Below are 12,619 nucleotides of genomic sequence, written 5' to 3' on the forward strand. Positions count from 1 at the left end.
TGAGGGACGCCGTCGGAACAGGATCACCACCTGCCCCGCAGTAGGAGCGCACACCCACGCGCGCCCCGCGAGGCGGTGACCGGACCGGTCACCGGCGACCCCGGGCGGCCGGACAGACCGAGGAGTGAACGTGACCGTCAAAAGCACGGCGAGGGCCCGCAAGAAGGCGGCCCCCGGCGTCCCTGACACCCTCCGCGCCACGGGGAAGGACGCCCAGCCGGAGCTCGTACAGCTGCTCACCCCGGAAGGCGAACGGGTCGAGCACCCGGACTACCCGCTCACCACCACCCCGGAGGAGCTGCGCGCCCTCTACCGCGACCTGGTGCTGGTCCGCCGGTTCGACGGCGAGGCCACCGCACTCCAGCGCCAGGGCGAGCTGGGCCTGTGGGCCTCGCTGCTCGGCCAGGAGGCCGCCCAGGTCGGCTCCGGCCGTGCCATGCGCACCGGCGACTACGCCTTCCCCACCTACCGCGAGCACGGTGTCGCCTGGTGCCGCGACGTCGACCCGCTCAACCTGCTCGGCATGTTCCGGGGCGTGAACCACGGCGGCTGGGACCCGAACGAGAAGAACTTCCACCTGTACACCATCGTGATCGGCGCGCAGGCCCTGCACGCCACCGGCTACGCGATGGGCATCAGCAAGGACGGCACCGACGACGCGGTCATCGCCTACTTCGGCGACGGCGCCTCCAGCCAGGGCGACGTCAACGAGGCCTTCACCTTCGCCTCGGTCTACAACGCGCCCGTGGTGTTCTTCTGCCAGAACAACCAGTGGGCGATCTCAGAGCCCACCACCACCCAGACCAAGATCCCGCTGTACCGCCGCGCCTCCGGCTTCGGCTTCCCCGGCGTCCGGGTCGACGGCAACGACGTGCTGGCCTGCCTGGCCGTCACCCGCTGGGCGCTCGACCACGCCCGCAGCGGCAACGGCCCGGTGCTGATCGAGGCGTTCACCTACCGGATGGGCGCGCACACCACCTCCGACGACCCCACCCGCTACCGGCCCACCGAGGAGACCGAGGCCTGGAAGGCCAAGGACCCGATCGCCCGGCTCCGCGCCCTCCTGGAGAAGGAGGGCCTGGCCGACGAGGAGTTCTTCACCGCGATCGACGCCGAGAGCGAGCGGCTGGGGCTGCGGGTGCGCGAGGGCGTGCGCGGCATGCCCGACCCGGACCCGACCCTGATCTTCGACCACGTGTACAGCGAGCCGCACGCGCTGGTCGATGAGGAACGGGCCGAGTACGTCCAGTACGCGGCCTCCTTCGAGGCGGGGGAGAACCTCTGATGGCCGGTCAGCTCAGCATTGCCAAGGCGCTCAACGGCGCGCTGCGCAAGTCGCTGGAGAGCGACCCGAAGACCGTCCTGATGGGCGAGGACATCGGCAAGCTCGGCGGCGTCTTCCGGATCACCGACGGCCTGCAGAAGGACTTCGGCGAGGGACGGGTGATCGACACCCCGCTCGCCGAGTCCGGCATCGTCGGCACCGCGATCGGCCTGGCGCTGCGCGGCTACCGCCCGGTGGTGGAGATCCAGTTCGACGGCTTCGTCTACCCGGCCTTCGACCAGATCGTCTCCCAGCTGGCCAAGATGCACGCCCGCGCGCTCGGGAACATCAAGCTCCCGGTCACCATCCGCATCCCCTTCGCGGGCGGCATCGGCGCGGTCGAGCACCACAGCGAGTCGCACGAGGCGTACTTCGCGCACACCGCGGGCCTGCGCGTGGTCAGCCCGTCCAACGCGCACGACGCGCACTGGATGCTGCGGCAGGCCATCGCCTCGGACGACCCGGTGGTCTTCCTGGAGCCCAAGCGCCGGTACTGGGACAAGGGCGAGGTCGGCGACGCCGCCGACCTCGGACTGCACGACGCCCGGATCGTGCGCTCCGGCACCGATGCCACGCTGCTCGCCTACGGCCCGATGGTCAAGGTCTGCCTGGAGGCCGCCGCGGCCGCCGAGGAGGACGGCCGCCGACTGGAGGTCGTCGACCTGCGCTCGCTCTCCCCGGTGGACTTCACCACCCTGGAGGAGTCGGTCAAGCGCACCGGGCGGGCCGTCGTGGTGCACGAGGCGCCGGTCTTCCTGGGCATGGGTGCCGAACTGGCCGCCCGGCTCACCGAACGGTGCTTCTACCACCTGGAGGCGCCCGTCCTGCGGGTCGGCGGCTACCACGCGCCGTATCCGCCGTCCCGCGTCGAGGAGGCCTTCCTCCCCGACCTGGACCGCGTGCTCGACGCCGTCGACCGCGCACTCGCGTACTGATCCGGGGGAGCGAAGATGACCACCGAAGTTCGCTCGCTCCGCGAGTTCAAGATGCCCGATGTGGGCGAGGGCCTGACCGAGGCCGAAATCCTCAGCTGGTACGTCAAGCCGGGTGACACCGTCACCGACGGGCAGGTCGTGTGCGAGGTGGAGACCGCCAAGGCGGCGGTGGAGCTGCCGATCCCGTTCAACGGGGTCGTCGATCAGCTCTTCTTCCCCGCGGGCGCGACGGTCGACGTCGGCACCGTGATCATCTCGGTCGCGGTCGCCGGGGAGGCCGGGGCCGCGGCTCCTGTCGCCGCTGCTGCTGTTGCACCCGTCGCCGCCGCCGCGCCGGCCGAACCGGCCGAGCCCGAGCGGCGCGAGGTGCTGGTCGGCTACGGCCCGCGCACCGGCACCGCCCAGCGCCGGGCCCGGCGCACGACCACGAAGACCGTCACCGCGACGCCGGCTCCGGCCGCGCCCGTCGTGCCGGCCGCGCCCGTCGTGCCGGCCGCTCCGGTCGTGTCGGCCGCGCCCGCCTCGTCCGTCCTGGCCGAACAGCCCGCCGGGGAGCGGCCGTTGGCCAAGCCGCCGGTGCGCAAACTGGCCAAGGACCTCGGCATCGACCTGCGCGCGGTCGTCCCGACCGGCCGGGACGGCGTGATCACCCGCGAGGACGTGCACGCCCACGCGTCCGCCCTGGCCACCGCGCAGGCCGCCCCGGCGGCGCCGGTCGAGGCCGGGCCGGTCGCGGCGGCGGTGCCGGCGCCGGTCACCGTGGCGGGCGACGTCCGGGTGCCGATCAAGGGCGTCCGCAAGGCGACCGCGCAGGCGATGGTGGCCTCGGCCTTCACCGCCCCGCACGTCACCGAGTTCGTCCAGGTCGACGTGACCCGCACGATGAAGTTCGTCCGCCGGCTCAAGGAGAGCGGCGAGTTGGGCCGGGACGTCCGGATCAGCCCGCTGCTGCTGGTCGCCAAGGCGCTGCTCACCGCGGTCAAGCGGCACCCCGAGATCAACGCGCAGTGGGACGAGGCGGCCCAGGAGATCGTCATCAAGGGCCAGGTGAACCTCGGCATCGCCGCGGCCACCCCGCGCGGCCTGATCGTCCCCAACATCAAGGACGCCGGCGGCAAGACCCTCACGGGCCTCGCCGTCTCGCTGGGCGAGCTGATCGACACCGCCCGCCAGGGCAAGACCTCGCCGGGCGACATGCAGGGCGGGACCATCACCATCACCAACGTCGGCGTCTTCGGCGTCGACACCGGCACCCCGATCCTCAACCCCGGCGAGGCCGCGATCCTCGCCGTCGGCGCGATCCGGGACATGCCGTGGGTGCACAAGGGCAAGGTCGTCCCGCGTCAGGTGACCGCGCTGGCGCTCTCCTTCGACCACCGCCTGGTGGACGGGGAGTTGGGCTCCAAGGTGCTGGCCGACGTGGCCGCGCTGCTGGAGCGCCCGAAGCGCCTGATCACCTGGGGCTGACGGCCCGGGACGTCACGAACGGGAAGCCACGGAGGGGCCTTCCCCCACACCGCCGTGTGGGGGAAGGCCCCTCCGCTTCTGCCCGCCCGTCGGCCGTCGCTGGGGGCGAGGCCGGCGGGCGGCGATCAGGACCAGCCGATGACGGACGCGCGCATGACGTGACTCCCCGGGGTCATGGGTCTGACGGCGTGGCTGGGCGAGGACGACGGGCCCGCTCCGGGTGGGGCGGAAGCGCCCCGGCCCCGCCGGTCGCGCCCCCGTGCCTTCATCCGTACAGACGTGCATCCTCGCCGGGGGTTGCAGGTGGTTTCAAAGACTTTTCCGTGAGCCCCCGGCGCGGCGTTCGGGATACTTCCGGAATGACTGAAGAGCTGACGGTCCGACCGGAGACGGTGCCGGGCGGGGGCGGGGAGCGCCGGTCGCTGCGGCGGGACGTGTCGGGGCCGGCGCTGCTGGCGGGGTTGGTCTGCATCGCGGTGTCGTTCTCGGGTCCGCTGGTGGTGGTGCTCGCGGCGGCGTCCGCCGGGCGGCTGGACGCGGCGCACACGGCGTCCTGGATCTGGGCGGTGGCCATCGGCAGCGGGCTGAGCGGCTTCGCGCTGAGCTGGTGGACCAGGACCCCGGTGATCACCGCCTGGTCCACCCCGGGCGCCGCGCTGCTGGTGACCAGCCTGGGCGCGTACCCGTACCGGGAGGCGGTGGGGGCGTTCCTGGTGAGCGCGGTGGTGGTGACGCTCTTCGGGGTCACCGGCTGGTTCGGCCGGCTGATCGCGGCGGTGCCGACCGGGATCGTCAACGCGATGCTGGCGGGCATCCTGTTCTCCTTCGGCGCCGGGATCTTCGGCGCCGTGCACGGCGCGCCGGTGCTGGTGGTGGGCAGCCTCGCGGCCTTCCTGCTGGCCAAGCGGCTGGCCCCGCGGTACGCCGTCCCGGTGGCGCTGCTGGTGGGCGGGGCGCTGGCGGCGCTGACCGTCGGACTCCCGCTGCACCTGGGCTCGGGCGGGCCGACCCGGCCGGTGTTCACCGTGCCGGCGTTCTCCTGGGCGGCCACGGTGGGGCTGGCGCTGCCACTCACGATCGTGGTGCTGGCCTCGCAGAACGCACCGGGCCTCGGGGTGATGCGAGCCTTCGGCTACCGGGCGGACGACCGGCTGCTGATCGGGTCGACCGGTGTGGTGTCGCTGCTGCTGGCGCCGTTCGGCTCGCCGGGGGTGAACCTGGCGGCGATCACGGCGGCGATCTGCTCCGGCCCGGAGAGCCACCCCGACCCGCGCCGCCGCTACGTCGCGGGGATGTCCTCGGGCGTGCTGTACGTGCTGGTGGGCAGCTTCGGCGGGGTGCTGGTGAGCCTGTTCACCGGCCTGCCGAAGGAACTGATCGCGGTGATCGCCGGGGTCGCCCTGCTGGCCTCGCTGCAGGGCAGCCTGGCGGCGGCGGTGGCGGACGAGCGGGGGCGGGACGCGGCGGTGGTGACCTTCCTGGCCAGCGCCTCGGGGATGAGCCTGTTCGGGATCGGCTCGGCCTTCTGGGGCCTGCTGTTCGGCCTCGGCACCCACCTGGTGCTGAACCTCCGCAGGCGCTGACGAGGGGCCTGTCATCGGCCAGATTCCAGTCATTGGGATGACTGGTGTGGTGAGGGTCATTCGGCCAGGTCGGTGACTTTTTCGGCGCGCGGTAGGGGTGACACACCCGTCCGGGTACGTCTTCGCTCCACCACCCGGGCTACGCCGGGTGACCGGAACCCCGAGGACGCACCCGCATGCCACCTGGCAACCCTGGCCGTCTCGTTCGGAGTCTGGCCGCGCTCGTGCTGGTGTCCACCGCCGTACTCCCCGCCGCCCTGGAGCTGGTCGGCCCCTCGCCGTTCGGCGTGATCGGGCCGGGCGCCCCCGCCGACCGGGCGGTCCCGCCGCACAGCGCACAGCGCGCCGACCGCCGGCCCGTCACGGCCGCGCCCACCGTCGACATACGCCGCACCGGGGACCCGGCCAACCGGATCACCCTGGTCCTGCTCGGCGACGGCTACACGGCCGCCGAACAGGACCTGTTCCGACAGCAGGTCGACCGGGCCTGGCACGCGCTGATGGCCATCGAGCCGTTCCGCACCTACCAGGGGTTCTTCAACATACGGCGGGTCGAAGTGGTCTCCCCGGTCTCCGGGATAGCCGAGACCGAGAGCCGCGGCCGCAACCCCGCCACCCCGCTCGGCATGCACTTCTGGTGCGAGGGCACCGCCCGGCTGCTCTGCGCCGACGAGGCCGCCACCGCCCGGTACGCGGGCGACAGCTCCGGGCCGCAGTACCTGATAGCCCTGGCCAACTCCACCGAGTACGGCGGCGCCGGTGGTACCGGGGTGACCACCCTGGCCGGCGGCAGCCCGGACGCCGGGCGGATCATCCAGCACGAGATCGGCCACACCGTGGGGGACCTCGGCGACGAGTACGACAGCGCCCCGGACGACGCCGAGTACCCGAACCTCGCCACCCTCGACGCCGACGACATGCGCAAGAAGCAGACCAAGTGGTGGCGCTGGCTGGGCGCGGAGTCCCCGGACGGCGCCGGGACGGTCGGCGCCTACCGCAGCGCCAACGGCCTCTACCGGCCCACCCCCGACTCGGTGATGCGCACCCTGGGCAGCGCCTACAACCTGCCGTCGCGCGAGGCGATCATGGAGGAGCTGTACCGCAGGATCCGGCCCACCGACACCCCGTCGCCGCCGCCCGGCGAGGTGAGCGGGCGGCCCCGGCTGAACGTCCGGCCGGTGCCGCTGACCGGCCCGCGACAGCTGAAGGTCGAGTGGAAGGTGGACGGCGTCGCGGTGACGCCGCAGGCCGCCGACGGCTCCTGGCTGGACACCGACCAGCTGAACCTGGCCCCGGGCCGGACGGCCACCGTCACGGCGACCGTCCGGGACACCACCGACTGGGTGCGGGACGAGGCCTTCCGGGACCGCTACATGACCCGGTCGGTGTCCTGGACGGTGACCGGCTGACGCCCGGTCCGCGGAATCCGTGGAGTCCGCGCCCCGTGGAGTCCGTGGTCCGTGGAGTCCGTGGTCCGTGGACGATCGACCGCACCCCGCACTGGGCGTCCCATCATGGGATGACTAGTCTGGTCGCACTATGACCGTGGAGCCCGCCCGCTCAGCCGCACCCCTGTCCGTCCCCGCTCCCCGAACCGCCGACCCGACGCCGCCGGTCGCCCCGACGCCGTCCGCCGCCCCCGCACCGTCCCCGCCCGGCGGGCGCGCGGCCTGGCTGGCCTGGTCCATCGGCGTCAGCGTCTACATCCTCGCGGTGATCCACCGCACCAGCCTCGGCGTGGCCGGACTGGACGCCGCCGACCGCTTCGGCATCGGCGCCTCCGCGCTCTCCACCTTCTCGATCCTCCAGGTGCTGGTCTACGCGGCCATGCAGATACCGGTCGGCCTGCTCGTCGACCGGATCGGGCCGCGCCGGGTGCTGCTGCTCGGCGTCGTCCTGCTGAGCTTCGGCCAACTGGCCTTCGCGTTCAGCTCCTCCTTCGCCCCGGCGCTGGCCTCCCGGGCGGTGCTCGGCTGCGGCGACGCGATGACCTTCATCAGCGTGCTGCGGCTCGCCGCCCGGTGGTTCCCCGCCGCCCGGAACCCGTTCGTGGCCCAGCTGACCGGCCTCGCCGGAATGGGCGGCAACCTGATCACCACCGTGGTGCTCGCACAGGCCCTGCACCGCGAGGGCTGGACGCCCACCTTCACCGCGATCGCCCTGCTCGGCGTCGCGGTCTTCGCGCTGGTCGCGCTCTTCCTCAAGGAGGCGCCGGCGGCGGCCGTACGGCCGGTCGAACACCCGCCCGCGCCGCGGCCGAACGTCGGCCGGCAGGTCCGCGCGTGCTGGCGCGAACCGGGCACCCGGCTCGGGCTCTGGGTGCACTTCACCACCCAGTTCCCCGGCAACGCCTTCGGCCTGCTCTGGGGCCTGCCCTACCTGGTGGAGGCGCAGGGCCTCTCCCGGGCCGCGGCCGGCGGACTGCTGACCCTGCTGGTGCTCAGCAACATGGCCTTCGGCTTCCTGTTCGGCCGGGTGCTCTCCGTCTCGGCGCGGGCCCGGATGCCGATCGTCCTCACCGTCATCACGGCCACCGCCCTCGGCTGGGCGCTGGTCCTGGCCTGGCCCGGCGGACACCCGCCGATCTGGCTGCTGTCCGCCATCATCGTGGTGATGGGCAGCAACGGCCCGGCCTCACTGGTCGGCCTCGACTACGCCCGCGCCAGCAACCCGGTGGAGCGCCTCGGCACCGCCTCCGGGATCGTCAACATGGGCGGCTTCATCGGCACGATGATCACCCTCTTCGGCATCGGCGTCCTCCTGGACGGCCTCTCCCCGGCCGGCACCGACTCCTACTCGGCCGACGCCTTCCGCTGGGCGTTCTGCTGGCAGTACGTCCCGCTGGCGGTCGGCACCGTGATGATCCTGCGCCTGCGCCGCAAGGTCGCGGCGGAGGATAAGGGGCTCTGACCTGCGAAGGGCGTCGAAACTATTGCTTTGGGTGATGGTTTCCCGCCGCTACAGCCCGATGCCCCGGAGCACCTCGGTGATCTCTGGCGGCCGTCCGTAGAGCTGGACCCGGTCGATCACACAGAGCACCGTGCCCTCCGGCGGCATCATCGGTGTGCGAGTCGGATGTGCCCCTGGTCGGGTCGGCTGCTCGGCGGCTTCGCGCCGCATGCGGATCAGGTCCACGAGCTTCAGTTTGGGGCAGCCGGGGACGATTCGGCTGGCCCGGATTCCGACTCGTTCTTCGCCCGGGCAGGCGAAGTAGGCGCCGAACGGTGGTCCGCTGTCCTCTTCCCGGCTCGGCAGGTGGAGGACCATCTCGCCGTGCTGGCAGTGGACCGTTCCGTCCGAGTGGACGGTCAGGCCGGGCCAGTCCTCGTGGTCGATCTCGGCGACGATCCGTACCTGTTGTCCGATCGCCTCTGCCAGGGTCTCAGCCATCCGCCGCTGTTGGGTGGGGATGTCGGTGTCCCCACGGCGGATGGAGGGGATCAGCTCGTCGGTAACCCATTCTCGGAACGGTCGGGCCGTGCCTTTGTCCGACCGCATGAGGAGGCCGTATAGACCTGCCTCGCTCACCACGCCGAGTAGTGGATTCCCTCGACGATAGGCTTTCTGACCTGTAGGAATCCGGTAACCCTTGTTCCGAACAAGGGTTACCGACCGTAGGTCGACGACACGGTGCTGATGGTGTTCCAGCACCTTGACGGTATCTGTCGGGTTTCCTCGACCCAGGACTCGGCACACGTCCGCCGTGACGAACCACGGTTGTCCGTCGATCATCACGACTCTGATCGGTTGCCCCGTGACCGGGAAGCTCGACCGGACCAGGACCATCTGTTGCTGTTCGTCGTCCATGGGGACGCCCCTCCTTCTTCCGGGTGGTGGCGGGAGCGCCCAGAACAACGAGGTCGAACGGGTGAGGTGCTGGTGCTGGATTGACGGATGGATGCACGAGTGGTGCCGACCCGGCGCGCACTCGTGCGTGTACGCCGGGTGGCGTGCGCTGCGGGGTGGCTGGGGTCAGATGGTGACCGCGAAGGCGGGCAGGACGTGGTCGGCGAGTTCCTGGACCTGTGCCGGAAGGTTGAGGCGGCGGGGGCGTAGGGTTTCTGACCTGCTGAAACGTCGTAACCATCGCTTTTGGCGATGGTTACCGACCACAGGTCGACGGTGCGGTGCTGGTGGGTCTCCAACCTCTTGACGGCGTCGGGCGGATTACGCCGGCCCATGACTCGGCACCCGGCGCGCACTCGTGCGTGTACGCCGGGTGGCGTGCGCTGTGGGGTGGCTGGGGTCAGATGGTGACCGCGAAGGCGGACAGGACGCGTTCGGCGAGTTCCTTGTCGCCGTCGATGGTGACCGGGCCGGGGCGGCCGCGGCCGCAGGCGAGTCGGAGGTAGGTCTCCCAGTCCATGGTGAGCTGGACGTCGGGGGCCAGGCTGATCGACTCGTCGACGGTGCCGCGGCCGGTCGAGTCGACCCGGACGGTGCGCAGGAACTCCACGCGGCCGGTGACGTCCAGGACCATGGCCGTTCCGGCCGGGGCGCCGGCCCGGTGGGCGACGGCCTTGGGCAGCAGCCCGAGCAGGACGTCCCGGGCGATCAGGGCGGCCGGGGAGTCGAGGTTGCCGGGGGTGTCCAGGGCCCGGCGCAGGTCCTGCTCGTGCACCCAGACGTCGAAGGCCCGCAGGCGCAGCAGCTCGTGGTACGGCACGTCGCGGCTGTTCGGGCCGGCCGGCCAGCGCACCGGCTCCAGGGGTGTCTGCTTGGCGTTCCGCAGTGCCCGGGAGCGGCGGATGATCGTGTACTCCAGCTCGCTGGTCATCTCCAGAGCGGTGTGGCAGCGGCGCTTGTCGACCGGCAGTTCGATGTAGCGGGCGAAGTCGGTGGTGACGTGGCGAAGGTCACGCGGCAGGGAGTGGATCGGGCGGGGGTCGCCGAGGAGTTCGGACTCGACCGCGATGATGTGCGAGACGACGTCCCGGACCGACCAGCCGGGGCATTCGGTGGCCCGGTTCCAGGAGCCCTCGGGGAGGGGGGCGACCAGCTCCGATATGGACTCGATGCTCTGGGCCCACGCCTCCGTGTAAGCCTGCACGGTCTGGTTGTCCGTCACGGGAATCTCCGGCCCTCCGTCAGCTTCCTTGCCCTCTGCGCCCGGCCTCCCCGGTCGGCCGGGATGGTCCGGCTTCCAGGCGCACACGCTAACCGCACGTTACGCTGCCGGGAGACAGCTGGGCAGCGCTTTCGGGTGACGATCGTAGGTCTCTTGCCGTGGACGGTGGTACTGTGCGCGCTTCATTGATCCAACTCGGGGTCTCCGACGCCGAGCCGCCCGCCGAACGGCGGGCCCGGGCCGCCGCGCTGGTCCGGGCACAGCAGGGCGCGGACCTGGTGGTCCTGCCGGAGCTGTGGCCGCTCGGCGGCTTCGCCTACGACCTGTGGTCGGACGGCGCCGAGACGCTGGACGGTCCCACTTCGGACGCGATGGCGGCGGCCGCGCGGGCGGCCGGGGTCTGGCTGCACGCCGGTTCGATCGTCGAGCGCGACCCGGACGGGCCGATCTACAACACCTCGCTGCTGTTCGCCCCGGACGGCGAGCTGGTGCACACCTACCGCAAGATCCACCGCTTCGGTTTCGACAGCGGCGAGGCGGTGGTGATGGGCGCCGGGCAGGAGATCGTCACCGCGGCCACCGACTTCGCCACCCTGGGCCTGGCCACCTGCTACGACCTGCGCTTCCCGGAGCTGTTCCGGGCGCTGCTGGACGCCGGCGCGCAGCTGCTGGTGGTTCCGGCGGCCTGGCCGGCCCGGCGGCGCGAGCACTGGACGCTGCTGGCGCGGGCGCGCGCGGTGGAGGAGCAGGCGTTCGTGCTGGCCTGCAACACGGCCGGGACGCACGCCGGGGTCGAGCAGGCCGGGCACAGCATCGTGGTGGACCCGTGGGGCCGGGTGCTGGCCGAGGCCGGCACGGAGGAGCAGGTGCTGACCGTCGAGTTCGATCCGGCCGAGGTGGGCAAGGCCCGCGAGGAGTTCCCGGTGCTGCGGGACCGCCTGCTGGGGATCCCCGCGCCGGTCCAGCGCTGATCCTGGCCCGCCCCGGCCCGGTCCGGGCGGGGGAGTCCGGGGGCGCCGGGGCCTCCGGGGGGTTGGTTTGTACCTTCTCGGGGCGGGTTTGAGAAGATGAGCACTCGTCGTGTTCCCCGCCGCTCGTTGGCCGGTCCGCCGAGGGGCGGCCTGATCGGCCCGCCCCAGGAGGTTGCGCGCATGCCCGGCAACGGCGCAGGCGACACCCGTCCCGTCATCCAGCGCAACAGCCTGCGCGAGCAGATCGCCGGTGCGCTGCGCGAGGAGATGATGGCCGGCCGGTTGGCGGCCGGCCGCAACTTCACCGTCAAGGAGATCGCCGAGCTGTACGGCGTCTCGGCGACCCCGGCCCGTGAGGCGCTGGTCGACCTCGGTGCGCAGGGGCTGTTGCGGGCCGAGCACCACCGCGGGTTCACCGTGCCCGAGCTGGGCTGGGACGACTTCCTGGAGATCTTCGAGTCCCGGGTGCTGGTCACCGACAGCTACTACCGCCAGTTCTCCGCACGCAGGGCGCTGCCGGACCTCGCCAGGCTGCCCTCGCTGCGCCGCCGGGCCGACGCGGCGGTCCGGGCCGCCCGGGCCGGGAACCTGGACGTGATGGTGGGCTGCGACCGCCGGTTCTGGCAGGAGGTCGCCGCGCTGATCGGCAACCGCCGGATCGGCGACTACCTGGACTGGCTGCGGGTGCAGTCGTGGATGTTCGCCGCGCCCTACCTGCGGGAGCTGCCCGTTCTGGCCGAGGTCTGCTGGGACCGCCACCTCGACCTGGTCGACGCCATCGGCGCGCGGGACCTGGTCGGCGCGCACCGGATCATCTGCGAGTACAACCTGTACACCGCCCGGCTGCTGGCCGGGCTGGCCGGGCGGCCGCTGGAGTCGGTGACGGTGCTGGGGCTGCTCACCGAACCCCTGGACGGCGATCCTCTGAATAGCGATCCCCTGAATAGCGAACCCCTGGACGGCGAGCCCGGTGGCGGCGGGCTCCTGGACGGCGCGCCCGTGCCGCCGGCCCCGTCCGCCGAAGCCCCGCCGGTGGCGGCCGAACTGGCCCCTGGCCAGGCGTTCGACCAGGTCGGGAGGGGCCGGCGCCGGCCGGGCGAGGAGGTCGGCCGGGAGCTCGGCCGCGAACTCGGGCTGGGCCTCGGCCTGGTGCCGCAGCCGCGCTCGGTGCCGTACGGCCGGTTCGGCCGGCGGCTGCCCGAACCGCCCCCGGACGCACCGCAGGGACGGCCCGACCCGCGCCCGGCCCCGGGCCGGTAGGGTGGGCGGTC

10 protein-coding genes are annotated in these 12,619 nt (G+C 72.4%); 8 read left to right on the forward strand and 2 right to left on the reverse strand.

Translation table 11 applies throughout. From position 1 onward, the window contains the following. The first annotated feature begins 130 nt into the window (after window positions 1-130). From pdhA to ACIOGZ_RS10175, 6 genes are all read left to right on the forward strand, one after another. On the forward strand, window positions 131-1,285 hold the full coding sequence (pdhA, locus tag ACIOGZ_RS10150) for a pyruvate dehydrogenase (acetyl-transferring) E1 component subunit alpha (RefSeq protein ID WP_400985533.1): 1,155 nt from the start codon (window positions 131-133) through the stop codon (window positions 1,283-1,285). Next, window positions 1,285-2,259, forward strand: coding sequence for an alpha-ketoacid dehydrogenase subunit beta (locus ACIOGZ_RS10155; protein ID WP_063348502.1), 975 nt, complete (start codon window positions 1,285-1,287; stop codon window positions 2,257-2,259). The genes pdhA and ACIOGZ_RS10155 overlap by 1 nt, the downstream gene beginning before the upstream one ends. Before the next feature lie 15 nt (window positions 2,260-2,274). Next, window positions 2,275-3,726 (forward strand): dihydrolipoamide acetyltransferase family protein, encoded by a 1,452-nt coding sequence (locus tag ACIOGZ_RS10160; protein ID WP_400985534.1) that lies wholly within the window; start codon window positions 2,275-2,277, stop codon window positions 3,724-3,726. 359 nt (window positions 3,727-4,085) lie between these two features. Further along, window positions 4,086-5,309 carry a benzoate/H(+) symporter BenE family transporter gene (locus ACIOGZ_RS10165; RefSeq protein ID WP_400985535.1) on the forward strand — a complete coding sequence of 408 codons (1,224 nt, stop codon included), beginning with the start codon at window positions 4,086-4,088 and terminating at the stop codon, window positions 5,307-5,309. 176 nt (window positions 5,310-5,485) lie between these two features. Next, window positions 5,486-6,718: a M64 family metallopeptidase gene (locus tag ACIOGZ_RS10170; protein WP_363579840.1), complete on the forward strand. Its 1,233-nt coding sequence runs from the start codon at window positions 5,486-5,488 to the stop codon at window positions 6,716-6,718. Window positions 6,719-6,848: 130 nt separating this feature from the next. Continuing rightward, on the forward strand, window positions 6,849-8,219 hold the full coding sequence (locus tag ACIOGZ_RS10175) for a nitrate/nitrite transporter (RefSeq protein WP_400985536.1): 1,371 nt from the start codon (window positions 6,849-6,851) through the stop codon (window positions 8,217-8,219). Window positions 8,220-8,267: 48 nt separating this feature from the next. On the opposite strand, the gene ACIOGZ_RS10180 is transcribed toward ACIOGZ_RS10175, so the two are convergent. Both ACIOGZ_RS10180 and ACIOGZ_RS10185 read right to left on the reverse strand, forming a co-directional pair. After that, on the reverse strand, window positions 8,268-9,116 hold the full coding sequence (locus tag ACIOGZ_RS10180; RefSeq protein WP_400985537.1) for a Bro-N domain-containing protein: 849 nt from the start codon (window positions 9,114-9,116) through the stop codon (window positions 8,268-8,270). Between the two features lie 439 nt (window positions 9,117-9,555). Then, window positions 9,556-10,377: a maleylpyruvate isomerase family mycothiol-dependent enzyme gene (locus tag ACIOGZ_RS10185; protein ID WP_400985539.1), complete on the reverse strand. Its 822-nt coding sequence runs from the start codon at window positions 10,375-10,377 to the stop codon at window positions 9,556-9,558. Between the two features lie 173 nt (window positions 10,378-10,550). Here ACIOGZ_RS10185 and ACIOGZ_RS10190 point away from each other — a divergent pair, with 173 nt between their 5' ends. Together ACIOGZ_RS10190 and ACIOGZ_RS10195 are read left to right on the forward strand one after the other, a co-directional pair. Then, entirely contained in the window at window positions 10,551-11,348 is a 798-nt protein-coding gene (locus ACIOGZ_RS10190) for a carbon-nitrogen family hydrolase (protein ID WP_063348508.1), read from the forward strand. A gap of 180 nt (window positions 11,349-11,528) precedes the next feature. After that, complete coding sequence (locus ACIOGZ_RS10195; RefSeq protein WP_400985541.1) at window positions 11,529-12,608, forward strand: GntR family transcriptional regulator; 1,080 nt, start codon at window positions 11,529-11,531, stop codon at window positions 12,606-12,608. Window positions 12,609-12,619 lie beyond the last annotated feature (11 nt).

The organism is Kitasatospora sp. NPDC088160, from assembly GCF_044741445.1.
GTDB lineage: Bacteria > Actinomycetota > Actinomycetes > Streptomycetales > Streptomycetaceae > Kitasatospora.

Coding starts and splice junctions, on each gene's coding strand:
- ACIOGZ_RS10160 (WP_400985534.1), top strand. CDS start 2,275: ATGACCACCGAAGTTCGCTCGCTCCGCGAGTTCAAGATGCCCGATGTG.
- ACIOGZ_RS10155 (WP_063348502.1), top strand. CDS start 1,285: ATGGCCGGTCAGCTCAGCATTGCCAAGGCGCTCAACGGCGCGCTGCGC.
- ACIOGZ_RS10165 (WP_400985535.1), top strand. CDS start 4,086: ATGACTGAAGAGCTGACGGTCCGACCGGAGACGGTGCCGGGCGGGGGC.
- ACIOGZ_RS10195 (WP_400985541.1), top strand. CDS start 11,529: ATGCCCGGCAACGGCGCAGGCGACACCCGTCCCGTCATCCAGCGCAAC.
- ACIOGZ_RS10175 (WP_400985536.1), top strand. CDS start 6,849: ATGACCGTGGAGCCCGCCCGCTCAGCCGCACCCCTGTCCGTCCCCGCT.
- ACIOGZ_RS10170 (WP_363579840.1), top strand. CDS start 5,486: ATGCCACCTGGCAACCCTGGCCGTCTCGTTCGGAGTCTGGCCGCGCTC.
- ACIOGZ_RS10180 (WP_400985537.1), bottom strand. CDS start 9,116: ATGGACGACGAACAGCAACAGATGGTCCTGGTCCGGTCGAGCTTCCCG.